Origin of the sequence: Streptomyces sp. NPDC018026, assembly GCF_044327745.1 — a bacterium.
In the GTDB taxonomy this organism is placed as follows: Bacteria; Actinomycetota; Actinomycetes; order Streptomycetales; family Streptomycetaceae; genus Streptomyces; species Streptomyces rubrogriseus.
The window spans coordinates 566,014-589,181 of the sequence record NZ_JBIRFY010000004.1; the positions used below are offsets into that span (position 1 = coordinate 566,014).

Consider the following 23,168-nt stretch of genomic DNA (forward strand, 5'->3'; position numbering starts at 1 on the left):
CCGAACGCGGCCGGTCCGGCTGTCCGGCGCCCGGCACCGGCACCTCGTGGCCCCGTTGCGCGGCGGGTACGGACCCCGTGGGGCGGCAGGCCCCGGACGGCCGAAATCCGTCGGCCTCCGTCCGGCCGAAACCCCGCGGTCCGGTCCGGCTGGTCCCCATTGGGGTGGGGATCAGCCGGACCACACCCCGGTGGACCGCCTCCGCGCGGCCCGCCGGGAGCCCATGGGCCTCACCGGGTCAACCCCAGCCCGGTGAGGCCCTTCACCCGGGTGCGGAGCGCCCCCGTATCCGCCTCACGCACGGCACCGCGTGCCAGTGAGCGCGGCATCATGTGACAGGCATCACCGCTCAGGTGTGACCCACGATTTAGAGACCCCCGGGAAGCGGCGATAACCTGCGAGACGGACATGCCGCGCGCTCGGACACCGTGTGCGCCCCCCTTGTGACTCACAGCGGACGTCACGTTGCCCTTCGCGGCACGCCCACGCATCCAACGAACCGCGAGATCACTGATAGGGACGGAAGCGCGTGGACCTGTTCGAGTACCAGGCGAGGGACCTCTTCGCCAAGCACGATGTACCGGTGCTGGCCGGTGAAGTCATCGACACGCCTGAGGCGGCGCGCGAGATCACCGAGCGTCTGGGCGGCAAGTCCGTCGTCAAGGCCCAGGTGAAGGTCGGTGGCCGCGGCAAGGCCGGTGGCGTGAAGCTGGCCGCCTCGGCGGACGAGGCCGTCGCCCGCGCGACGGACATCCTCGGCATGGACATCAAGGGCCACACGGTCCACAAGGTGATGATCGCCGAGACGGCCCCCGAGATCGTCGAGGAGTACTACGTCTCCTTCCTCCTCGACCGTGCCAACCGCACCTTCCTCTCCATCGCCTCCGTCGAGGGCGGCATGGAGATCGAGGAGGTGGCGGCCACCCGTCCGGAGGCCGTCGCCAAGACCCCGATCGACGCGATCGACGGCGTGACGCCGGAGAAGGCGCGCGAGATCGTCGAGGCCGCGAAGTTCCCGGCCGAGGTCGCCGACAAGGTCGCCGACATCCTGGTCAAGCTGTGGGACACCTTCATCAAGGAGGACGCCCTCCTGGTCGAGGTCAACCCGCTGGCCAAGGTCGTCTCCGGGGACGTCATCGCCCTGGACGGCAAGGTGTCGCTGGACGACAACGCCGAGTTCCGTCACCCTGACTTCGAGGCCCTCCACGACAAGGCCGCGGCCAACCCGCTCGAGGCCGCCGCCAAGGAGAAGAACCTCAACTACGTCAAGCTCGACGGCGAGGTCGGCATCATCGGCAACGGCGCGGGTCTCGTCATGAGCACCCTGGACGTCGTCGCCTACGCCGGTGAGGCGCACGGCAACGTCAAGCCCGCCAACTTCCTGGACATCGGTGGCGGTGCCTCCGCCCAGGTCATGGCGAACGGCCTGGAGATCATCCTCGGCGACCCGGACGTCCGCTCCGTGTTCGTCAACGTCTTCGGCGGCATCACCGCCTGCGACGAGGTCGCCAACGGCATCGTCCAGGCGCTGAAGCTCCTGGAGGACCGCGGCGAGAAGGTCGAGAAGCCGCTCGTCGTCCGTCTCGACGGCAACAACGCCGAGCTGGGCCGCAAGATCCTCACCGACGCCAACCACCCGCTGGTCCAGCGCGTCGACACCATGGACGGCGCGGCCGACAAGGCCGCCGAGCTGGCTCACGCCGCCGCCAAGTAAGCACTCAGGACGAGGACACCAACACACCATGGCTATCTGGCTCAACAAGGACAGCAAGGTCATCGTCCAGGGCATGACCGGTGCCACCGGCATGAAGCACACCAAGCTCATGCTGGGTGACGGCACCGAGGTCGTGGGCGGCGTGAACCCGCGCAAGGCGGGCACCTCCGTGGACTTCGACGGCAACGAGGTACCGGTCTTCGGCACCGTCAAGGAGGCCATCGAGAAGACCGGCGCCAACGTCTCCGTCATCTTCGTGCCGGAGAAGTTCACCAAGGACGCCGTCGTCGAGGCCATCGACGCCGAGATCCCGCTGGCCGTCGTGATCACCGAGGGCATCGCCGTGCACGACTCGGCCGCCTTCTGGTCGTACGCCGGCAAGAAGGGCAACAAGACCCGGATCATCGGCCCGAACTGCCCCGGCATCATCACCCCGGGCCAGTCCAACGTCGGCATCATCCCGGGCGACATCACCAAGCCGGGCCGCATCGGCCTGGTCTCGAAGTCCGGCACGCTGACGTACCAGATGATGTACGAGCTGCGTGACATCGGCTTCTCGACCGCCGTCGGCATCGGTGGCGACCCGATCATCGGCACCACGCACATCGACGCGCTCGCCGCGTTCGAGGCCGACCCCGAGACCGACCTGATCGTCATGATCGGCGAGATCGGCGGCGACGCCGAGGAGCGCGCGGCCGACTTCATCAAGGCCAACGTGACCAAGCCGGTCGTCGGCTACGTCGCGGGCTTCACCGCGCCCGAGGGCAAGACCATGGGCCACGCCGGCGCCATCGTCTCCGGTTCGTCCGGCACCGCCCAGGCGAAGAAGGAGGCCCTGGAGGCCGCCGGCGTCAAGGTCGGCAAGACGCCGACCGAGACGGCGAAGCTCGCCCGCGCCATCCTGGCCGGCTGACACCGCCTCGTACGAAGGCCCGGCGCCAGTTGCACACCGAGTGGCCCGTCCCCTGTTCCCAGGGGGCGGGCCACTCGGCGTTCCGGGCACCGGCCCGCCGGGCAGACCCCCTCATTCGGGCCTCGGCAGCAGCCGCTCCGGGCCGTCCTGCACCTGGTCCCGCAGCTTCTGCCGCAGCTCCAGCTCCTCGTCCGACAGTGCTCCCGGCGCCACCCGGTGCGGCACACCGCGCACCGCCTGCCCGGGTGACACGGGCGGTTCGTAGTGGGTGGGCGCCGTGCACACGGTCAGGGCCGTGGTCCCGGCGAGGGCGACCGTGAACGCGATCGCGGCCCGGGTCCGCAACCGCGCCCGGCGTTCGCCGCCCCCGCGTACGGTCGGCGGCTCGGCCGCCCGCAGCCGCTCGTTCGACGCCAGCTCGGTCAGCCTCCGGTGCAGCACCCGCGGGTCGGCCAGCGCGGGCAGCCGGGCGGCGACGGCCTCGCGGGCGTGCAGCAGCCGGTTCGCCGTCGCGGGGGTGCTCGCCTCCGTCTCCGCCGCCGTCTCGGGCAGGTCCAGGCCCACACCGTCGTACAGCACGAGCGTGCGGCGGTGTCTCGCGGGGAGCCTGAGCAGGGCGTTGAGCAGCGTGCGGTCGCCGGGGTCGGCGGGCGGCGGCTCCGGGTGCCGGTGCCGCGGCCGGAACCGCTGCCAGGGCGACAGCGCGTACTCGTACGCCGTCGCCCGCACCCAGCCCACCGGGTCCCGGTCGCGGGCCACCTCGGGCCAGTGCTCCCAGGCGGTCTGGAAGGCCCGCTCCACCGACTCGCGCGCCTGCTCGCGCCTGCCGGTCAGCAGGAAGGCCTGCCGTACGAGGGCGGGGGCGCCGAAGGCGTACAGCGCGTCGAAGGCCTGAGCGGGGGTCAGCGCCGCTGGCCCGGGCGCCACATCGGGCTGCTGCTGGGGCTCTGTCCCCGTCTCCCTCTCTGTCTCCGTCTCCGTCTCCGTCTCAAGTTTCGGCTCCGGCTCCGGCTGGGGTGCCTGTACCGCCTCTTCCTCGGCCAGCGTCTTCAGCAACTTCGCGTACGCCTCCCGTTTCCGGCCTCGCGGAGTCGTGCGGCCGCTCTCCCACGCACGGACCGTCCCTGGGGCGACGCCCACCCGTGTCGCAAGCTGAGGCTGTGTCAGTGCGGCGGACTCACGCAGACGTCGGCGTTCCTTGGGAGGGGGGAGGGGAGTTGCGGGGCTGCGTGTCACAGGGCACCCCTTCGTACGAAAAAGTACATAAACATATATTGAGCGACACGGCGGAGCTTGGCTCGTTACGCCCGGAAAGCGCGTGTCGTTGGGAGCATGGCGGGCGTGATCCAGACGACCGCTCGTCCAGGCCCGCTCGCCCTGCTGCGCACCCGGTGGCGGGACCGGTCGCCCGGGCTGGCCGCCGGCCTCCTGGGCGGTGTGGTCGCCGCCGTGCTGGGTCTGGCGGCGTGCGCCGCGCTCGTGACGCTGCTCTGGATCAGTTCGCCGTACCCCGACAGCGGGCCCGGCGGCGCCCTGCACGTCGCCGCGGCGCTGTGGGTGCTGGCGCACGGGGCCGAACTGGTGCGCGCCGACACGCTCTCCGGCGTCCCCGCGCCCGTCGGCGTCACCCCGTTGCTGTTCCTCCTCCTGCCGGTGTGGCTGCTGCACCGCGCCGCCCGGGACGCCACGGACCCCGGGGACGGTGTGGGCCTGGCCGTCGGGGCGGCTCCGAAGGCGGGGCCCGGGGCGCGCCCGGCGTGGATGGCGGGCGCCCCGGACAGCGGGCCGCCGCCCGTCTCCGCGCGCGTGGCCTGGACGGGGGTCGTGCTCGGCTACCTCGCCGTCGCCGCGCCCGTCGTCCTGTACGCGCAGGGCGGGGCGCTGCGACCCTCGCCGTGGTGGGCGGCGGTGTGCCTGCCGCTGGTCGCCATGGGAGCGGCGGGCGCCGGGGTGTGGACGGCGTTCGGCCGGCCGGGCGGGCCCGTGGGGCGGGCGCTGCGCGTGCTGCCCCGGAAGCTGCGCGAGCTGATGGTGGAGCCCGACGCGCGCCTGGGCGCCGCGACGCGCGCCGCGGGCGCCGGTGCGGCGGTGCTCGTCGGGGGCGGCGCGCTGCTGCTCGCGGTGTCGCTGGTGTGGCACTGGCACGCCGCGGGTGAGGCGTTCCTGCGGCTGACCGAGGGCTGGTCGGGCAGGCTCGCCGTACTGCTGCTCTGTCTGACGCTGGTGCCGAACGCGGCGGTGTGGGCGGCGGTGTACGCCCTCGGCCCCGGCTTCGTACTCGGAGCGGGGCATGTCGTGGCCCCCGCCGCCTCCGCTCCCGCGCCGCTGCTGCCGCCGTTCCCGCTGCTGGCGGCGGTGCCGGACGCGGGGCCCGGAACGCCGCTGCACTGGGCGGCCGGTGCGGTGCCGTTGCTGGCCGGGGCGGTGGTGGGGTGGTTCACGGCGCGGGCGGCCGTGGCGGGTGAGCCCAGGGAAGGGGCAAAGGAGGGGGAAGCGGGCCCGGTCGCCGGGGTGTGGTCGTGGCGGCGGACCGCTGCCGCGGCCTTCGTGGCCGCCGTTCTGTGCGCGGTGCTCGTCGCCCTGCTGGCCGCGTTCGCCGGCGGGGCGCTGGGCAGCGCCGCGCTCGCCCGGTTCGGGCCGGTCTGGTGGCAGGCCGGGGGCGCGACGCTGGCGTGGATCGGGGTGGTGGCGGTGCCGGTGGCTGTGGCGGCGAGGGCGTGGCGGGGGCGGAGCGCTGCCGCGCGGGAGGCGGTGGTGGAGGCGTCCGGGGCCGAGGCGGCGGCCGACGGAGGGGGGCGTCGGCGGCGGTGGGTACGGGTTCCGGTGCCGTCCGTGGGGCGGTGGTGGAGGCGGGGGGCGACGGAGGATGCGGAGGCCGGGGCGGGGGTGGATGAGGACGTGGACGCGGTGCCGTTCGGGTTGTACGACGGCGGCGGTGGGGGCGCGTATGACCTGCTGCCGGCTGACCGGCCTGGGGAGTCGCCTCGGTGACGAAGAGGTTTCCTCGCCCCCGCCGCCCCTTCCCATTCCCGTCCCTGGGGGCTGCGCCCCCAGACCCCCCTTCGGCCTGGACGGCCTCGTCCTCAAGCGCCGGACGGGCTGGGAGGGGTCAGTCCTCCGAGCCCAGCAGTGGGCGGAGCTGCTCCGGCAGGTGGCGCTCGCAGGACTGTTCCGCCGCGTTGGTCAGGGCGTCCTCGCGGCAGGTGTAGTAGTCGCTGTAGATCAGCTGGGCGCCGAAGGACGCGGCGACCAGGAGGATGGCCAGGGACGACGTGACCAAACCGCTGATCGCGGCGGTGCGCTGCGGGCGGCCGGTCTGCTCGGCGCGCGAGGCCGGCGGGGCGGGCGGGGCGGGAGTGTCCGGGTCGGCGGCGGACCGCGGCTTGGCGCGCAGCGCGCTGATGCCCCAGTACAGGGCCAGGGCGCCGAGCAGCAGGGCCACGTACGGCCAGGTGAAGAGGGCGAAGAACAGCGCCCACATGCCGCTCAGCAGGGCGTACCGGGCACGCCGCTGGGCGGGGTCCGTCGGGTCCCAGCGCGGGCCCGGACCGCTGCCGCCCGACCCCTCGGGGCCGCCGCTGCCGCCGCTGGGCCGCTCGCCGAAGCCGCCGGGGGACCGGCCGGGCTGCCGGTCGCTCCACTGACCGCCCCACGATTGACGGCCGCCCTCGCCCTGGGAGCCGGAAGCGCCCTGGGAGTCGCCGTCGCCCGACGGGTGCCGCGGCTGCCACGGGCTGTCCGGGGTGCCCTCCGGGGGCGGTGCGAAGGGATTGTCCTGGTCGGTGGAGCCGTCCCGCTCGCCGCCGTCCCTCCGGTCCGAGGGGGTGTCGGGCGGTGACGAGGGGCGCTCCCGCAGCAACACGGTGCTGCGCTCCCCTGGCTGCGCCGACTGCTGGGGGAGCGTGAGCAGTCGCAGGCTGCGGTCCGGCATCAACTGAGCGTCTTCCCCTTGGCGACGATGAACGGGCGGCTGGTGGAACGGGCGAGCTGGTGGAACGGGCGAACGGGTCGGTACATCTGGTGAACGCCCGACGCACAGGCCGCGTTCCCGCTCCGGCTCCAGGCAGACGCTACCTTCCGGCCACGCCCCCGTCCCGAGGGGGCCGCCCGGTGTGCCGGTATCGTTGCTGACGGTCGGCCGCTTCGTAGACTTCCCCGTATCCCGGGGCACGAAGCATTCGTACGACCGTACAAACAGATTCGCTTTCCCGAGAAAGGCCCCCACCGTGGCCGCCAAGCCCGTGGACCGGCGAGCCAAGCGCCTCGTCGTGCTGGTCTCCGGATCCGGCACCAACCTCCAGGCGCTCCTCGACGAGATCGCCGCCACCGGGGCCGAGGCCTACGGTGCCGAGATCGTGGCGGTCGGCGCAGACCGCGACGGCATCGAGGGACTCGCCCGCGCCGAGCGGGCCGGGGTGCCGACCTTCGTCCGCAGGGTCAGGGACTACGGGACCCGCGAGGAGTGGGACGCGGCGCTCGCCGGGGCCGTCGCGGCCCACGAGCCGGACCTCGTCGTCTCGGCCGGGTTCATGAAGATCGTGGGGAAGGAGTTCCTCGCGCGGTTCGGAGGGCGGTTCGTCAACACCCACCCCGCCCTCCTGCCCAGTTTCCCGGGAGCCCACGGTGTGCGGGACGCGCTCGCGTACGGCGCCAGGGTCACCGGCTGCACCGTCCACTTCGTCGACGACGGCGTCGACACCGGGCCGATCATCGCGCAGGGCGTGGTGGAGGTCCGGGACGAGGACTACGAAGACGAAGGTGTCGCTCTGCACGAGCGCATCAAGGAAGTCGAGCGAAGGCTGCTCGTCGATGTCGTGGGGCGGCTCGCCCGCAACGGCTATCGCATTGAGGGACGAAAGGTAGTTATCCAGTGACCGCCACCGCCGGAAGCAACAAGCGGGCCATCCGTCGCGCACTCGTCAGCGTCTACGACAAGACCGGGCTGGAAGAGCTCGCGCGCGGGCTGCACGAGGCCGGCGTCGAACTCGTCTCCACCGGGTCGACCGCCGGGCGGATCGCCGCCGCCGGCGTGCCCGTCACCAAGGTCGAGGAGCTGACCGGGTTCCCCGAGTGCCTGGACGGCCGGGTCAAGACCCTGCACCCCAAGGTCCACGCCGGCATCCTCGCCGACCTGCGCCTGGAGAGCCACCGGCAGCAGCTCGACGAGCTGGGCGTGGCCCCGTTCGACCTGGTCGTGAGCAACCTGTACCCGTTCCGCGAGACCGTCGCCTCGGGCGCCACCCCGGACGAGTGCGTCGAGCAGATCGACATCGGCGGCCCCTCGATGGTGCGCGCCGCCGCCAAGAACCACCCGTCGGTCGCCATCGTCACCAGCCCCGCCCGGTACGCCGACGTGCTCTCCGCGGTCAAGGACGGCGGCTTCGACCTGGCCGCCCGCAAGCGCCTGGCCGCCGAGGCCTTCCAGCACACCGCCGCGTACGACGTGGCCGTCGCCTCCTGGTTCGCCGCCGAGTACGCCCCCGTCGACGAGTCGGGCTTCCCGGACTTCCTCGGCGCCACCCACGAGCGCGCCCACACCCTGCGCTACGGCGAGAACCCGCACCAGCCGGCCGCGCTCTACACCTCCCCCGAGGGCGGCGGCCTGGCCCAGGCCGAGCAGCTGCACGGCAAGGAGATGTCGTACAACAACTACACGGACACGGACGCCGCCCGCCGTGCCGCGTACGACCACGCCGAGCCCTGCGTCGCGATCATCAAGCACGCCAACCCGTGCGGCATCGCGATCGGCGCGGACGTCGCCGAGGCGCACCGCAAGGCGCACGACTGCGACCCGCTGTCCGCGTTCGGCGGCGTGATCGCGGTCAACCGCCCGGTCTCCAAGGAGATGGCCGAGCGGGTCGCCGAGATCTTCACCGAGGTCATCGTCGCGCCGGACTACGAGGACGGCGCCCTCGAAGCCCTCACCAAGAAGAAGAACATCCGCGTCCTGCGCGCCCCCGAGGCCCCCGCCGCCCCGGTCGAGGTCAAGCAGATCGACGGCGGTGCCCTCCTCCAGGTCACCGACCGCCTCCAGGCCGAGGGCGACGACCCCGCCACCTGGACCCTGGCCGCCGGCGAGGCGCTGTCCGAGGCGGACCTGGCCGAGCTGGCCTTCGCCTGGAAGGCCTGCCGGGCCGTCAAGTCCAACGCGATCCTGCTCGCCAAGGACGGCGCCTCCGTCGGCGTCGGCATGGGCCAGGTCAACCGCGTCGACTCCGCGAAGCTCGCGGTGGAGCGCGCCGGCGCCGAGCGGGCGCAGGGGGCGTACGCGGCCTCCGACGCCTTCTTCCCCTTCCCGGACGGCCTGGAGATCCTCACCGGAGCCGGCGTGAAGGCCGTGGTCCAGCCCGGCGGCTCGGTCCGCGACGAACTGGTCGTCGAGGCGGCGAAGAAGGCCGGCGTCACGATGTACTTCACGGGGACGCGGCACTTCTTCCACTGACGCAGCGCAGCGCAGTCACCTCCACACATGCACATGCCCGTGCCCCGGGCCCGGTCCTTGGGACCGGGCCCGGGGCACGGGCGCGCCACGGGCCGTCACGGCAGCCGCGACGGGTGGTGCGGTCAGCCGCAGTGGTGCGCCGCGGTCGTGCTGGAGCCGATCACGACCTCCGCTCCGCCGAGCCCCGTCAGATGCACCGCGTTGACGGTCAGGCCCTGGTCGGCGCCGTCCACCGGTGTCTGCTCGTTGACCACGAGTTTTCCTGCCAGGCCGAGGTCGACCTCGAAGTTCGGGGTGTCGGGGACGTCGACCGGTGTACCGGCGACGGTCAGTTCGAGGCTGGTGCTGCCGGTGGCCGCGGTGCAGGTACTGGAGGACGTCGCCTTGACGCCGGAGAGTTCCACGACCGGCAGTCCGGGAAGCCCGATCCGGGCGTCCGCCAGGGTCGCGGTGGCCGTCGACCCGTTCGGTCCGGTCCGGGTCTCCAGCTGGGCGCACGGCAGCCCGGCGGACAGGACGAGCGCCTCGATGTTCTCCCCGCAGGCGGGGGCCACGGTCTCCGCGCCCGCCGTACGCACCGCCCCGGTGTCCGGGGTGGGCTCGATGGTCAGCGGCAGCAGCGGCAGGGGCACCTCGGCGGACAGGCCGTAGGCGCGTCCGGTGACGTACCGCAGGTCGAGCGTGTCCGTGGTGTCGGTGGGCTCGTAGGCGTCGTCACCGGCGAAGGAGGCGGTGACGGGTACGGTGCCGTCGTCGTTCAGCGGCTGGTCCACCGCGTCGACGGTGCAGGCGGCGACGCCCTCGGCGTCCGTCGTGCCCTCGCAGCTCTGGGCGGTGTCGTCGGTGCCGAGTTCGAGGCTGACCTCCCGGCCCTCGACCGGGTCTCCGGACTCCTCCTCGGTGAGGACGGCGGACAGTTCGGCGGGCTCACCGCCCGCGAGCGAGGTGTCACCGGTGTACTCGAGCGCCGTCGGCTCCGGCTCCGGGTCGGGCTCGCCCGGGTCGCCGCCGTCGCCGTCGCAGTTGTTGGTGCTCTCCAGGTTCGCGCCGTTGCCCGGGGTGATCCGGTACTCCTTGCCCTGGAGGTAGGGGTAGACCAGCTCGTCCTCCTCGCCGGCCCCGTCTCCGTCGAAGTCGTACATCTGCTGGTAGTGCAGGTGCGGATCGTTGGTGCCGACGTTGCTCGCGGTGCCGACCCAGTCGCCCTCCTCGACCACGGTGCCCACCGGGACGTGGTCGCTCATGTGCAGGTACTGGCTGAACCAGCCGTTGCCGTGGGAGATGTTGATGCCGCCGGGGTCGCCCTCCCACACCACCTCGCCGGGTGCCGAGGCCACCACGTCGGCGCCGTCCGTCTCGCCGTCCAGCCACTGCATGTCGAGCTGCTGCTGGTCCTCGGTCTCGTTGTCCCCGTGCCCTTCGTAGGTGAACATCGCCCAGGTCTGGCCGCAGGGGAACGGCAGCTTGAAGTCGGGTGGGCTGTCCGGGTCCGCCGATGCGGTCGGTGCTCCCAGGGCCAGGGCGGTCAGGGCCGCCCCCACCACCATCGCGATGCGCTTTCTCATGCGTTCCTCCCCGTTGTGTCCGGACACCGAGATCCGGTCTTCCTCGGTTCATTGGTGTGTCCATGACCAAAATGGGAGAGGTGGCGCGTGTGCCGCCAGCAGATTGCATCCAGCCGCAACCCTTGGCCACGCCAACGGGGGTCAGACGGAGCGCGAGCGGTCCAGGTCCCGGCCCAGCTCCGTCACGACGTGCAGCATCGTGTTGCCGCGCCGCGCGCTGACGACCAGCCCCGCCTCCCGCAACGCCGTGGCGTGCCGACTCGCGGTGCCGGCCGACACGCCGAGGCGGCGGGCGAGTTCCGTGGTCGAGCGAGGATGGGCCAGTGCCCGGACCGCCCGGGCGCGCGTACGGCCCAGCAGCGCGGCCAGCCCCTCCGGCACGGCGGTCTGTGGCCCGGCGCCCGCGGTGACGGGATAGACCAGCACGGGCGGCAGCTCGGGATCGATGAGCGCCACCGGTGTGTCCACACAGAAGAAGGACGGGATGAGGGTGATGCCGCGCCCCCGCAGGAACACGTCCCGGTCGCTCGGGTAGTCGGTGCTCAGCAACGGCGCCGCCCAGCGGATCGACGGCGCCAGGGTGCTCAGCAGCGCCCCGACCCCGCCGTCCACCACGCTACGGCCGCACAGCGCGCGCTCGGCCAGGACCGTTTCGCCGATCTCGGGCAGGTGGGGCCGCAGCACCTCCCGGTAGTACACGGTCAGGGCCGTCCGCAGCTCGCGCCGGCAGGCCCGGTCGTCCGCGGCCAGCCGCCGTATCCAGCCGGGTGCCCGCCGCCCCCTGAAGGCCCCCGCCAGCTCCCGCCGGACCCGGTGGCCCGGCGTGGCGGCGACACGGTCCAGGGCGGCCGCGAAGTCGCCGCCGCCCTGGGGCGTGAGGAAGTCCGGGAAGTCGCCGCGGCGCGGCACCAGGCGGGTCAGCGGGCCCAGCGCCTCGCGCAGGCTTCCGGAGTGAGCGGAGTGCAGCCGGCCGTGGACGTGCCGCAGCCAGCGCCGGTGGCGGACACCGCTGCGGGCCGACTGCAACCGGTGCAGGCTGCTGACCAGTTCCCACATGGGGTCCGGGCCGGCCGCCACCGTCGTACGGGCGAGGTCGTCGGCCGTGAAATGGATGCGCAGCGTCACTGAAGTCCCCCTGCCGAACCGCCTGCGTCGTCACACGTCACTCGGGGCTTGCGCGATCGGCACCATCGTCCGGGGGGCCGCTGAACAAATGATTGACGCCGGCCGGTCGGTCAGGTGGAACCGCGTGCCTGCGCGCGTTCCAACGCGGCCCGCCGGGCGGCACGGAAGTCGTTCAGCACGGAAGTACGGGCGGCGGGCAGAGCCTTCTCCACCTGCTTCTGAGCGCCCGCGATCCGCTCGGCGAGACCGGCCTCGACCTGGCAGTCGGCGTCCTGCCCGGCGATCCTCAGCTCCTCCCGCCCGGTGGCGCGCAGGACCACCTCGTCGGAGCCGGCGGCGTCGAGCCGCTTCCTCAACTCCTTGAGCGGATCCTCCCGGTGCGCATACGCAAAGCCCTTGTCGCGCATGCACGCAGCCCATTTGCGCTCCGCCGACTTCACGGGGGCGCGATCGAGTGTGTCCTGCACGATCGTGTTGCGCAGGGCCTGCAAGGTGTACTCGTTCCGGTCCCAGGACGTGCCGTACAAGGCCTGGCGCGCGGCGGTCACACAGGCGTCGGTGGGCACGGACACGGTGGGCCCGTCCGGGATCTCGATCTCCTCGCGCGGTCCGTCCGCCGCCCCCTTGAGGGCCGCTTCCCACGCGAGGCGTTCGTCCTCGCCCAGCGCCGACACCCGGCGGGCGTTCGGATCGGCCGGGGTCTCCTTCAGCCTCTCCACGGTCAGGCCGTAGCCGTCCTGGGCCGCGAGGTCGGGCGTCAGCAGACCGTAGGGGCTCTTGGCCGTACTCCGCTCGACGGCTCCGGCGGGTACCACGCTGTAGTCGAACCCGCGGTTCGCCATGCACTCTCGTACCTTCCGTTCCTCGGCGCGGTGCAGCGCGGCGGCGTCGGCCTCGGTGTAGTGGAGCACACCACCCATGGGACGGGGATCGGGCACCTTCTCCGCCGCGGCCTCGCGGTCGGGCGCTGAGGAGCACCCGGCCGCGAGAAGCGCCGCTGCGGCGATCGGCCACAGCAGTCGGCGCATGGGATCAGCAGAGCCAGTGGTTGGACGCCACGTCGTCGGCGAAGTCGCCGTCGTACCAGGTGTCGAGGTTGCTGACGACGTTGCCGCGGTGCAGGGTGAACGAGTCGCCCCGGTAGCTGAGCTCGTCGTGGATGTGGACGTCGCAGGAGTTGCCGTTGTTGTAGAGCGACTCCGCGTTGTCGAACTTGTTGTACTGGAGCAGGTCGGTGTTGTTCCCGAAGACCTGGCCCGGCGTGCCGGCGCCGCTGTCGCCGAGGTAGGCACACAGGGCTCCGGAGTCGCAGTCGCTCCACGACGCGCTGGCCGGTGTGGCGGTGGCGGCGATGCCCAGTCCGGCGAGCGCGACCGCGCCGAAGGCTGCCGCGATCCTCGTTCTGATCATGTGAGGTCCTCCCCTTGTGACGTACTGGATGCGCGGGCATCACTCTGGTCGCGAGGGCGGGTCAGCGGTACCTCGAACCTTGCAGGGTCGGACTTCGCACCACACCGCTTTGCCGCAACGCGCCTGCTCAACGCCGGTGTCGGTGACCTCCGGCCGGCCGTACGCGGTCCCCCTAGGGCGCAGCGCGGAGCGCGCGCCACGTCGCCGGGCCCACCATGCCGTCCGCGTCCAGGCCCGCCCGCTTCTGGAAGGTGATGACCGCGCCCTGGGTCATCGGGCCGAAGTCGCCGTCGACCTCGCCCACCGCCGTGATGCCGTGCAGGTACCGGAGCAGGCACTGCAACTCCCTCACCTGGCTTCCGCCGTCGCCCCGCGCGATGGTGAAGTCCCAGGTGCCGCTGTGGCCCGCCATGTAGCCGCGGCCGTCGGCGTTCTCGTACACCACCGGCTTCTCGCAGGTGGGCGGGGCCGCGGCGGCGGGTTCCGGTTCCCACGGGGTGGTGTAGACGAGGCTCGCCGCGCCCACCACGGCCCCCGCCAGCGCCGCCGCCAGGACCGGGCGTCGCCACCGGCGCGGCCGCAGCCTCGGCAGCCGGGGCGAGCGGGTGGCGCCCGTCGCCTCCTCCACCCGGCGCAGCAACGCGGCGGTGTCGGTGGTGCGTTCCGCGTGGGTCGGGGCCAGGCAGTCCCGCAGGATGTCCCGCCAGGCGTCGGACAGGGCGGGGGACAGGCGCAGTTCCTCGCGGCCGCGGGTGTAGCGCATCGCCGCGTCGGAGCGTGCCTCCGAGGTGCCGCCGGGCAGCGGGAAGGCACCGGTCAGGACGACGTGCGCGAGGACGCCGAAGGCCCACACGTCGGCGGACGGGCGGATGCGCGTTCCGCGCTCGTCGACCTCGGGCCACAGGAGTTCGGGCGGGGTGTAGTCCGGGGTGGCGAAGGCGGGCGTGTAGGCGTGCGTGCCCTCCAGCTCGGCGGCCATGTTGAAGTCGGCGAGCCGGGCCGAACCGTCCGCCATCAGCAGCACGTTGGCCGGTTTGAGGTCACCGTGCACCCAGCCCGCGCGGTGCAGCTGGTGCAGGCCCTCGCAGATCTGGGCGAGCAGGGCGGGCCCGGACTCCGGGGCCGGCGTCCTGGCCAGTACGTCGTCCAGGGAGCCCTCGGCCCGCTCCAGCACCAGGACGGTGGCGCCGTCCAGCTCTGGGTGGTCCGGGTCGTCGACCGTCAGCGTGTCGTACATCCGGATCAGACGTGGGGAGCGGAGCCGCCGCAGCAGTTGCACCTCGCGTTCGGCCAGGTCGCGCAGGTGGTGCAGCTGGCGCGGGGTGCGGGTGCCGGTGGGCAGGAACTTCAGCGCCGCCCGCCGCGGCGGTTCACCGTCGTCGCAGGTGCGGTCCATCCCCTCAGACGTGTCGCGGACCGCCTCGGAGGTGTCGCGGACCGCCTCGTAGACGGTGGCGAAGGCGCCGGAGGCGACCGGCTCGCGCACCTCCCACGGCCCGACCCGGTAACCCTTCGGCACCGGGACCGCGTACGGCCGCCCGCTCACCGCTCCGCCCCGCTCGCCACCGGCGCCAGCACCAGCAGGTCGTCCTCGCGGACCAGGTCGAAGCGGAGGGCGAGGGAGGCCAGGGACTCCTTCTTGCCGTGGGTGCGCCGACCGGGTTCGGCCGCCTCGGGACCGGGTCTCAGCCGCAGCTTGACGGCCAGGTAGTCGATGTTCCAGTACACCGCGGAGCGGCTGACCTTGGGCCAGCTCGGCCGCAGCCGCTCCACGATCTCCTCGACCGCGGGCAGCGGCGCCCGGGGCTCCCCGCGCAGGCGCCGTTCGCACAGCGCGGCCAGGACCGCGAAGTACCGCTTGGTGCGGTCCAGGGCGAACGCCGGTACGGTGCCGGTCCCGTCGAGCGCGCGGCGGTCGACGCTGCGGAAGGCGTGCCGCGGCGCCCAGACGTCGAAGCTGAGCAGGTCCCCGGCGGCGGGCAGGGTCACGCGGGACAGCTCGAACGGCACCGGCGCGTCCACCCGGCCCGGCGCGACCTTGATGTGCTCGCCCGCGCCCTCCGGATTCTCCACCACGTAGGTCTGGTCCTCGCTGAGGTTGCTCAGCAGCCAGAACGTCCGGTGCGCCGCGATCTCCCCGGCGACCCTCGGTACGCCCGCGTGCGCGATGGTGAGTCCGCCGCCGGATTCCGCCCGGCCGAACTCGATGTGCTCGCCCGTGCCGATCCTCAGCTGTTCGGCGACGCTGCCGCACGACGGCGGCACGACGATGATGCTGTACATGGAGTCGTCCCCCTCCCCCGATTCCCCTCGGGGCCAACCTTCCCCAGTTCAACGGGGGGCAGCCTACGGCGAACGGGTGGGGCGAACCCAAGCATTCCGACGCCCCCGCGGGTCGGCGGGTCGCCGGGTCGGTGGGCCGGTGCGGACGGCGAAACGGCGGCCCCCGGTCCCCTCCGCGGAGGGAACCGGGGGCCGCCGCGGTGACGGACCCGTGGGGGGATCAGCAGGGGCGCAGCGACCAGATCGGGTCCCAGGACGCGGTGCCCGCCTGGTAGGCCGTCGACGTCCAGCGGACGCTGCCGTCCTTGTTGAAGAACTTGGCGACCGTGCCGCGCGTCTGGTTGTTGGTGAACGGACCGTTGCCGGTCCAGTTGGTGAGGTTCCAGGTCTGGCACTTGTAGAAGTCGAACTTCGTGCCCTTGACGACCATGCACAGGTGGCCGTAGTCGCAGGCCAGGTCCTGGGCGCCCTTGGTCACGGGCGCGTCCGTCACGGTGAGGCCCTCGTACTCGACCGCGTCGGCGGTCACGCGCAGGGGCTTCGGGCTGTCGGCCAGGACCTGGTCGGCCGTCTGCTGGAGGCCGGTCACCCGGGTGCCGCCCGGGCTGTCGGCGGCCGTGGCCGCGGCGGTGGAGCCGGCGGCCAGGGCCGTGGCCGCGAGAAGGAGTGCTGCGGGCTTGACGATGTTCATTGTCGTTCCCCCGTGAACGTCGGTGTCGTGCCGCCGAGGCGGTGTGTTCACACCGTGCCCCCGGAGCCCGCCGTGCGGAACCTGTGAACTCCCAGGGTCACTTCCCCCGCCGGGGCGTGTACTCCTTGAGGTGGTGAGCGACGCGGTCGGCGTAGTCGCGGTACTTCGGGGGAACACCGCCCGCGTCGTTCACCTTCCGGTACGACGTCCGGTAGGCCACGGCGACCAGCACGCCGCGGTCGCCGGGCAGGCCGGCGTCGAGCCGGGGTGTGATCCAGCACAGGTAACGGCCCATCGCCGGAATGGACTCGGCGGGCGGGAACGGAGGCTGCGGCACGGTGTCGCCCGGTGTGCCGTCCTCGTTCATCCACCAGCGCAGCACGCTCGGCGTCCAGCGGGCGATGCCGTACTCGTCCTTGGCCGGGTCGGCGAGATCCGGGTCGAAGTCGCTCTCGACCTTCAGCATGGCCGCGATCAGGGCCGGGCTGACCTCCTCGTGTCCGCAGTCGTGCGCCGTCTCCACGATCAGCAGGCGGTAGGCGGGCGGCACGTCCCGGTCGGTGCGCAGTTCGGCCGCCCCGTAGGAGGCGGCGGCGACGCTCGCGGTGCCGCCGGGGCGCGGGCCCGCGCCGGGCTCCCGGCCGTCACCGGCCCAGCGGGCGGCGCCGTAGCCGAGCGCGGCGAGGGCGAGGAGGCCCGCGGCCGCGGCGGCCAGGACCCTGCGCCGCGGGCGGGCGCGGATCCGGAGCGAGAACCTCGCCCTGCCGCTCGCGCCCTGTGCCGTACCCGTCACGCGGCGCAGCAGGGCGTCGGTGCCGATCCGGTCGGCGTGCGTACGGGTCAGGCACGCCCGCACGATCTCCCGCCATCCCGGCGGCAGTTCGGGGGACAGCCGCAGCTCGTGGCCGCCCCGGGCGTATGCGACGGCGGCGTCGCGGCGGGCCGTGGGGGTGCCGCCGGGCAGCGGGAAGGAACCCGTGAGCACCAGGTGGGCCAGGACGCCGAAGGCCCACACGTCGGCGGAGGGGCGGATCCGGCGGCCCCGTTCGCCGATCTCGGACCACAGCAGCTCGGGGGGCGTGTAGTCCGGGGTGGAGAAGGCGGGCGTGTAGGCGTGCGTGCCCTCCAGCTCGGCGGCCATGTTGAAGTCGGCGAGCCGGGCCGAACCGTCCGCCATCAGCAGCACGTTGGCCGGTTTGAGGTCGCCGTGCACCCAGCCCGCGCGGTGCAGTTGCTGCAGGCCCTCGCAGACCTGCGCGAGCAGCGCGGGTCCGGCCGACGGGCGGGGCGCGGCGCCGAGCAGGGCGGACAGCGAGCCCTCGGCCCGCTCCAGGACGAGGACGGTGGCGCCGTCGAGCCGGGGGTGGGCGGGGTCGTCGACGGTGAGGGTCTCGTACATCCGGATCAGCCGCGGCTGCCGCAGCCGGCGCAGCAACTCGACCTCGCGCTCGACCAGGTCCCGCAGGTGGGACAGCTGCCGTGGGGTGCCGGTGCCGGTGGGCAGGAACTTCAGCGCGACGGTGTCCCCCGGGGCGTCCGTGGCGTCCGTGGCGTCCTCGGCCGGGTGGGCCGTACCGGTGCGCGCGCGGCTCGGGTTGGGGGTGCCGGTGCCGGTGCCGGTGCCGGTGCCGTCGGTGTCGGTCGTGCCGGGCCGGCTGGGGCGGTGCCCCGTACCGTCTCCGACGGGCCGCGTCGGCGAGGCATCCGTGCCGTCGTCGCCGCCGGTGCGGCGCGCCTCGTACACGCTGCCGAAGGCGCCGGTCGCGATCGGCTCGCGCACCTCCCAGGCGCCCACCCGGTACCCCCTGGGCACCGGGACGGCGTACGGCTCGGTCATCGCAGGGCCTTGCCGGACGGTGCCGCGAGGACCACCAGGTCGTCCTCGCGGACCAGGTCGAAGCGGAGCGCCAGCGAGACCAGCGACTCCTTCTTGCCGTTCAGCCGGGGGCCCGGCTCGGCGGTCTCCGGGCCCGGCTTCAGCCGCAGCTTCACGGCGAGGTAGTCGATGTTCCACTGCACCGACGTACGGGAGGCGGCCGGCCAGGCCGGGCGGAGCCGTTCGACGACCTGGTCCGTGGTGGGCAGCGGCGCGTGCGGCGCCCCGCGCAGCCGCGGCTCGCACAGCGCCGCCAGCACCGCGAAGTACCGCTTGGTGCGGTCGACGGAGAAGGCCGGGGCGGTCGGCTCGCCGTCGGTGCCGTCCTCGCCGTGCAGATAGTCGTGGCGCGGCGCCCACACCTCGACCGGCAGCAGGTCACCGGCGGCGGGCAGCACGATCCGCGAGAACTCGAACGGCACCGGGGCGTCGAGGCGGCCGGGCGCCACCTTGATGTGCTCGCCCGCGCCCTCCGGGTTCTCCACCACGTAGGTCTGGTGGGCGGAGAGGTTGCTCAGGGTCCAGAAGGTGCCGTGCGCGGCGATCTCACCGGCTCTGCGGGACACCCCGTCGTGCCCGATCCGCAGCCCGCCCCCGGGCACGGACCGCCCGAAGACGAGCCGTTCGCCGGGCGCGAGCCGGTACTGGGTGCCGGTGTCTTCGTCCTCCGTGGTCGGCGGAGGTACCACGATGATGCTGTACAAGGTGCGTCTCCCCGTGCCTGACGGCTACCCGGGCCAGACTAGGGCGACGCACCAGGGCCGTGCCCCCCTCGTACGGGTGAGACACGGCCCTGTGCAGGGATTGGCGCGAAGTGTTCAGTCTCCGGCACCCGGTCCTCAGTAACGGGGACGCTTGTACCAGGCCGAGCCGTTCGCGTTGCCGACGAACACGGCGACCAGGATGGCGAGCACGGTGTGGACCAGGCCCACGACGATGAACGGGTACAGACCGAGGATCGCGGTGATGATGGCGAAGATCATCGTCGCGATGCGGGCGCCGTTGCCGCCCTTGCCGACCTTGATCGCGGCCAGCAGCGCGAGCACGCCCCACACCAGCGCGAACGCCACGAGGCCCCACAGCATGCCGGACGAGTAGTCGGCCAGCTGCTGGAAGGCGGCGTCGTCCTTCAGCTGCTCGTCGTTCTTCGCGGCGTCCACGCCCGCGGCGCTGATGGCGAACAGGATCACGCCGACGACCTGGAGGCCGAAAATGATCCACAGCATGACGCGGGCCGCGCTGACCGTGCCGGGTATCGAGGTCGGGGCGGCCGGGTAGCCGTAACCGGCCGACACCGGGGGAGCCTGGGGGTAGCCGTAACCGGGCTGGCCCTGGGGCTGCTGCTGCGGGTAGCCGTAGTTCGGCTGCTGGCCGCCCTGCGGGGGGCCGTAGGGGTTGTTCGGGTCGCCGAAACTCATGGCGGGTCTTCCTCCGTCGCTGTCAAGTGCGGGGACGACGCGCGGCCCGACTCGGAGGAGATTCTTCTTGAGCGGTTCGTCCCCCCGGTACGGCCCCGCGGCACTGTGCTGCCCAATCGTTCTTGACCGAACTCTTACTTGTCCAGCCCGCCCGCAAGGCGTTGTGCAAGTGCAACAACATCGATCATGAGCGGATAGGGCGGGACGTGTCCCGCGGCGTCCGGAAGGTTCCCGCGCGGTGTCCGCAGGCCGACCTGATTGGAACCGGGGGCCGGTCATCCGCGAGGATGGGGGCATGACCGCCCAGATTCTCGATGGCAAGGCCACCGCAGCCGCGATCAAGTCCGAACTGACCGCCCGCGTGGCGGCGCTGAAGGAGAGGGGTGTCACGCCCGGCCTCGGCACCGTCCTGGTGGGCGACGATCCAGGCAGCCAGAAGTACGTCGCGGGCAAGCACCGCGACTGCGCCCAGGTCGGCATCGCCTCCATCCAGCGCGAACTGCCGGCCACGGCCACGCAGGAGGAGATCGAGGCGGTCGTCCGCGAGCTGAACGAGGACCCGGCCTGCACCGGGTACATCGTCCAGCTGCCGCTGCCCAGGGGCATCGACGAGAACCGCATCCTCGAACTGATGGACCCGGACAAGGACGCGGACGGCCTGCACCCGATGAACCTGGGCCGCCTCGTCCTGAACGAGCCGGCACCGCTGCCCTGCACCCCCAACGGCATCCTCACCCTGCTGCGCCGCTACGGCGTCGAGATCAAGGGCGCCGAGGTCGTGGTCGTCGGCCGCGGTGTCACCATCGGCCGTCCGATGCCGCTGCTGCTCACCCGGCGCAGCGAGAACGCCACGGTGACCCAGTGCCACACCGGCACCCGGGACCTGGCCGCCCACCTCAAGCGGGCGGACATCATCATCGCCGCCGCCGGCTCGCCGCACCTGGTCCGGCCCGAGGACGTCAAGCCGGGCGCGGCCGTCCTGGACGTCGGCGTCTCCCGCAACGCCGAGGGCAAGATCATGGGCGACGTGCACCCCGGCGTGGCCGAGGTGGCCGCCTGGATCTCGCCGAACCCCGGCGGCGTCGGCCCGATGACCCGGGCCCAGCTGCTGGTCAACGTGGTGGAGGCGGCGGAGCGCAGTGCCGGCTGAGGACACCAACGCCGAGCGTCCGGCCGACGCGCGGGTTCCGGAGGGGGAGGCCCCGCAGGCGCCGCAGGTCTCCGGGGAGCCGGACGGCATCACCGTCCGCGATCCCGTCAGCGCGCCCGACGCCGAGGGGCGGCCACGGCGCACCACGCGCCGGTTCCCGCTCTTCACCCGTGACACCGCCCGGCCCGAGGGCGGCGGCCGAACCGCGGCCGGCGACGCCCCGGCGCCCGCCCGGCAGTGGCCGGTGCTCACCGTGACACTGCTGGTCGGCGTGGGGCTGCTGCTGACCGCGCTGGACGTGTTCCGCTGGGGGCTGGTCCTCGTCGGCGCCGCGTTGCTGCTGGGCGCCGCGCTCCGCTGGACGATGCCCCGCGTCGGCATGCTCGCCGTGCGCTCGCGCTTCACGGACATCGCGACCTACGGCGTCCTCGGCCTCTCCATCGCCCTGCTGGCGCTGATGGCCCAGCCGAACCCGGTGCTGGAGATCCCGTTCCTCAAGGACACCCTGCACTTCACGGTCAGCTGACCGCGACCCGGGACGGCGGCCCGTCCTCACCCCCGTAAAAGGACGGGCCGCCGCCGGGAACAACCTTCCTGCACTTCGAACGCCCTGTTCAACGCCTGGCAGGGCGCTGTGGCACGGAAGTGACCGTTCCGCTACTCCGCTACGCGCCTCCTTCCCGGGGGTTCCGTTCCGGTCACAGGACCACCGGTGGGACACTGGACCCCGGGTCGGTGGGCGTGCGACGGTGCACGTTCGCGGCCTCTGTGCTCCTGTGCGCCCCCACCCCGGGAACTGAGATCCTGACCGGGCGCATCCCTGTGGGTAGCCAGAAACGGGTGCCGCGCGGGGGGACGCCGCGCGCGGGGACCAGCGGGGAATCGACCAGCACGTCACCGGGGGAAGAGGGGGAAGCAGTGCCTCGTTGGAAGGCCTTGCCGGAGGAACTCGATCCGCAGATCAGAGAGTTCACCAGTCAGCTGCGTCGGCTCGTGGACCGCAGCGAGCTGAGCGTGGCGTCGGTGGCCGACGCCACGGGCTACAGCAAGACGTCCTGGGAGCGCTATCTGAACGGCCGCCTGCTGGCGCCGAAGGGCGCCATCGTGGCCCTGGCGGAGGTGACGCGGACCAACCCCGTCCACCTGACCACCATGTGGGAGCTGGCCGAGCGTGCCTGGAGCCGCTCGGAGATGCGCCACGACATGACCATGGAGGCCATCCGGATCTCCCAGGCCCGCGCGGCGCTCGGCGAACCGGGCACGCCCGCGGCCAGGTCGGGCGGCTCCGCGGCCACGTCGGGCCGCGGCGGCAGGAACGGCAAGGGGAGCAGGACCGGCCGCCACGGCGGCGGCGCGTCGGCCGCGTCCGGGGTCGCCGGGCCCGCGGGTGTGTCGCCCACGCTGCCGCCGACGGTGCCGGCCCAGCCGACGGCCGCCGACAGCCCCGACTCGGCCCTCGGCGCGGTCCGGGACGGCGGCGGACCCGGTGCGTCCTCCGTCCCGTCCCCCGGCGGAGCCACCGACGGCAACTCGTGGGGTCTCGCCGGGTACCGGGGCCCCGCGCCGACCGGTGACCGCACGGCCCGCTCCGGCGTCCGCACCGGCACCGGGGAGCCCATGGGGCCGACCGGCCCCGCCGAGCCGAACGGCCCCGGCCCGGCCGGCGCCTACGGCGAGCCCCGTTCCGATGCGTACGGCGAGCCCCGCTCCGGCGCGTACGGCGAGCCCCCGCACGGCGGCCCCCGCGCGTCCCGCCGGACACCCACGGGCGGCGGCGGCAACAAGCGGATGACGACCGTCGTCGCGGGCGTCGTCGGTGTCCTCGTCGTGATCGCGGGCGCCTTCTTCCTCCTGAAGGACGGCGGCGACAAGAAGAACGAGGGCACCAAGCCCTCTCCGTCCCCCACCGTGAGCAGCGACCCGACGCTGCCGCCGGGCGTGAAGTGCAGCGGCGACGCCTGCACCGGCAAGGACCCGGAGGCCATGGGCTGCGGCGGCGACCTGGTGACCACCGGCGCGACCGCCGTGGTCGGCACGGCCGCCGTCGAGGTCCGCTACAGCAAGGTCTGCGGTGCCGCGTGGGCCCGCGTCACCCAGGCCGCACAGGGCGACGAGGTCCAGGTGAGCGCCGGTGGCGCGAGCGAGCAGCGGGCGACCGTCGGCAACGCCGGCAGCACCGTCGCGTACACCCCGATGGTCGCCGTGAAGTCCGCGGCCGACGCCACCGCGTGCGCGACGCTGGCGGCGGGCACGCAGGGCTGCACGAAGTAGCGGCGCGCGGGCCGCGGCGGGCGTACGGCGGCGGGCCGGTGAAGAAAGTTCGTCGGGGGCAGGCATGCCCCGCGGCGTCACGGGCACGCGAGAAGTACCCCCACGGGAGTCCGGCAACGGTATCCCCGAACGGCGGTCGCCTTCGTCCTCCCTCTCCCGGACAGGCGGCCGCCTTCTTTTGCGCGCCCCGCGGCCGATCCGCGGCACGGTCCTGTGGGCCGGGCCACACGGACCCGGACGTGCCGGACACCACGGGCGCGATAGCCTGACGGCTGGATCGATCTCTTGATACCAAGAGATCGATCAAACG

Annotated in this window: 20 protein-coding genes; 8 read left to right on the plus strand and 12 right to left on the minus strand. The window is 73.2% G+C overall.

Annotated elements, in window-relative coordinates; translation table 11 throughout:
• Positions 1–529: 529 nt before the first annotated feature.
• Positions 530–1,714 carry an ADP-forming succinate--CoA ligase subunit beta gene (gene sucC / locus ACH4D3_RS16725; protein ID WP_030145559.1) on the plus strand — a complete coding sequence of 395 codons (1,185 nt, stop codon included), beginning with the start codon at positions 530–532 and terminating at the stop codon, positions 1,712–1,714.
• Positions 1,715–1,742: 28 nt separating this feature from the next.
• Entirely contained in the window at positions 1,743–2,627 is an 885-nt protein-coding gene (gene sucD, locus ACH4D3_RS16730) for a succinate--CoA ligase subunit alpha (protein ID WP_121709034.1), read from the plus strand.
• 111 nt (positions 2,628–2,738) lie between these two features.
• Here the strand turns inward: sucD and ACH4D3_RS16735 are convergent, their stop codons facing one another.
• A complete protein-coding gene (locus ACH4D3_RS16735; RefSeq protein WP_398322441.1) occupies positions 2,739–3,863 on the minus strand; it encodes a helix-turn-helix domain-containing protein in 1,125 nt (374 codons plus the stop codon).
• Positions 3,864–3,959: 96 nt separating this feature from the next.
• Between ACH4D3_RS16735 and ACH4D3_RS16740 the strand changes: the two genes are divergently transcribed.
• Positions 3,960–5,618 carry a DUF6350 family protein gene (locus ACH4D3_RS16740; protein ID WP_398322444.1) on the plus strand — a complete coding sequence of 553 codons (1,659 nt, stop codon included), beginning with the start codon at positions 3,960–3,962 and terminating at the stop codon, positions 5,616–5,618.
• Positions 5,619–5,736: 118 nt separating this feature from the next.
• On the opposite strand, the gene ACH4D3_RS16745 is transcribed toward ACH4D3_RS16740, so the two are convergent.
• A complete protein-coding gene (locus ACH4D3_RS16745) occupies positions 5,737–6,558 on the minus strand; it encodes a hypothetical protein (protein ID WP_398322447.1) in 822 nt (273 codons plus the stop codon).
• A 295-nt stretch (positions 6,559–6,853) separates the two neighbouring features.
• Here ACH4D3_RS16745 and purN point away from each other — a divergent pair, with 295 nt between their 5' ends.
• Positions 6,854–7,501: a phosphoribosylglycinamide formyltransferase gene (gene purN / locus ACH4D3_RS16750; protein WP_398322450.1), complete on the plus strand. Its 648-nt coding sequence runs from the start codon at positions 6,854–6,856 to the stop codon at positions 7,499–7,501.
• Entirely contained in the window at positions 7,498–9,069 is a 1,572-nt protein-coding gene (purH, locus tag ACH4D3_RS16755) for a bifunctional phosphoribosylaminoimidazolecarboxamide formyltransferase/IMP cyclohydrolase (protein WP_398322453.1), read from the plus strand. The genes purN and purH overlap by 4 nt, the downstream gene beginning before the upstream one ends.
• Positions 9,070–9,191: 122 nt before the next feature.
• On the opposite strand, the gene ACH4D3_RS16760 is transcribed toward purH, so the two are convergent.
• The 10 genes from ACH4D3_RS16760 to ACH4D3_RS16805 all read right to left on the minus strand — a co-directional run bounded on the left by ACH4D3_RS16760 (position 9,192) and on the right by ACH4D3_RS16805 (position 19,437).
• Positions 9,192–10,634 carry a choice-of-anchor P family protein gene (locus ACH4D3_RS16760; RefSeq protein ID WP_398322455.1) on the minus strand — a complete coding sequence of 481 codons (1,443 nt, stop codon included), beginning with the start codon at positions 10,632–10,634 and terminating at the stop codon, positions 9,192–9,194.
• 141 nt (positions 10,635–10,775) lie between these two features.
• A complete protein-coding gene (locus ACH4D3_RS16765; protein WP_398322458.1) occupies positions 10,776–11,759 on the minus strand; it encodes a helix-turn-helix domain-containing protein in 984 nt (327 codons plus the stop codon).
• 110 nt (positions 11,760–11,869) lie between these two features.
• Positions 11,870–12,787 carry a hypothetical protein gene (locus ACH4D3_RS16770; RefSeq protein WP_398322461.1) on the minus strand — a complete coding sequence of 306 codons (918 nt, stop codon included), beginning with the start codon at positions 12,785–12,787 and terminating at the stop codon, positions 11,870–11,872.
• Positions 12,788–12,791: 4 nt separating this feature from the next.
• Positions 12,792–13,169: a peptidase inhibitor family I36 protein gene (locus ACH4D3_RS16775; RefSeq protein ID WP_398322463.1), complete on the minus strand. Its 378-nt coding sequence runs from the start codon at positions 13,167–13,169 to the stop codon at positions 12,792–12,794.
• Positions 13,170–13,341: 172 nt separating this feature from the next.
• On the minus strand, positions 13,342–14,715 hold the full coding sequence (locus ACH4D3_RS16780) for a protein kinase (RefSeq protein ID WP_398322466.1): 1,374 nt from the start codon (positions 14,713–14,715) through the stop codon (positions 13,342–13,344).
• Positions 14,712–15,452: an FHA domain-containing protein gene (locus ACH4D3_RS16785; protein ID WP_398322469.1), complete on the minus strand. Its 741-nt coding sequence runs from the start codon at positions 15,450–15,452 to the stop codon at positions 14,712–14,714. The genes ACH4D3_RS16780 and ACH4D3_RS16785 overlap by 4 nt, the downstream gene beginning before the upstream one ends.
• 220 nt (positions 15,453–15,672) lie before the next feature.
• Positions 15,673–16,143, minus strand: a complete 471-nt coding sequence (locus tag ACH4D3_RS16790; RefSeq protein WP_398322472.1) for a hypothetical protein — start codon at positions 16,141–16,143, stop codon at positions 15,673–15,675.
• 97 nt (positions 16,144–16,240) lie between these two features.
• Positions 16,241–17,980 (minus strand): serine/threonine protein kinase, encoded by a 1,740-nt coding sequence (locus tag ACH4D3_RS16795; RefSeq protein WP_398322475.1) that lies wholly within the window; start codon positions 17,978–17,980, stop codon positions 16,241–16,243.
• Entirely contained in the window at positions 17,977–18,723 is a 747-nt protein-coding gene (locus ACH4D3_RS16800; protein WP_398322477.1) for an FHA domain-containing protein, read from the minus strand. Before ACH4D3_RS16800 ends, ACH4D3_RS16795 begins: the two co-directional genes overlap by 4 nt.
• A 135-nt stretch (positions 18,724–18,858) precedes the next feature.
• The gene (locus ACH4D3_RS16805) at positions 18,859–19,437 is read right to left on the minus strand and encodes a hypothetical protein (RefSeq protein ID WP_398322480.1); all 579 of its coding nucleotides are present in this window, start codon (positions 19,435–19,437) and stop codon (positions 18,859–18,861) included.
• A 295-nt stretch (positions 19,438–19,732) separates the two neighbouring features.
• Here ACH4D3_RS16805 and ACH4D3_RS16810 point away from each other — a divergent pair, with 295 nt between their 5' ends.
• The 3 genes from ACH4D3_RS16810 (at position 19,733) to ACH4D3_RS16820 (ending at position 22,858) form a co-directional block, all read left to right on the plus strand.
• Positions 19,733–20,587, plus strand: a complete 855-nt coding sequence (locus ACH4D3_RS16810) for a bifunctional methylenetetrahydrofolate dehydrogenase/methenyltetrahydrofolate cyclohydrolase (RefSeq protein WP_398322483.1) — start codon at positions 19,733–19,735, stop codon at positions 20,585–20,587.
• Positions 20,577–21,113, plus strand: a complete 537-nt coding sequence (locus ACH4D3_RS16815; RefSeq protein WP_398322486.1) for a DUF3017 domain-containing protein — start codon at positions 20,577–20,579, stop codon at positions 21,111–21,113. The genes ACH4D3_RS16810 and ACH4D3_RS16815 overlap by 11 nt, the downstream gene beginning before the upstream one ends.
• A 392-nt stretch (positions 21,114–21,505) precedes the next feature.
• Complete coding sequence (locus ACH4D3_RS16820) at positions 21,506–22,858, plus strand: DUF2690 domain-containing protein (protein WP_398322489.1); 1,353 nt, start codon at positions 21,506–21,508, stop codon at positions 22,856–22,858.
• The last annotated feature ends 310 nt before the right edge of the window (positions 22,859–23,168 follow it).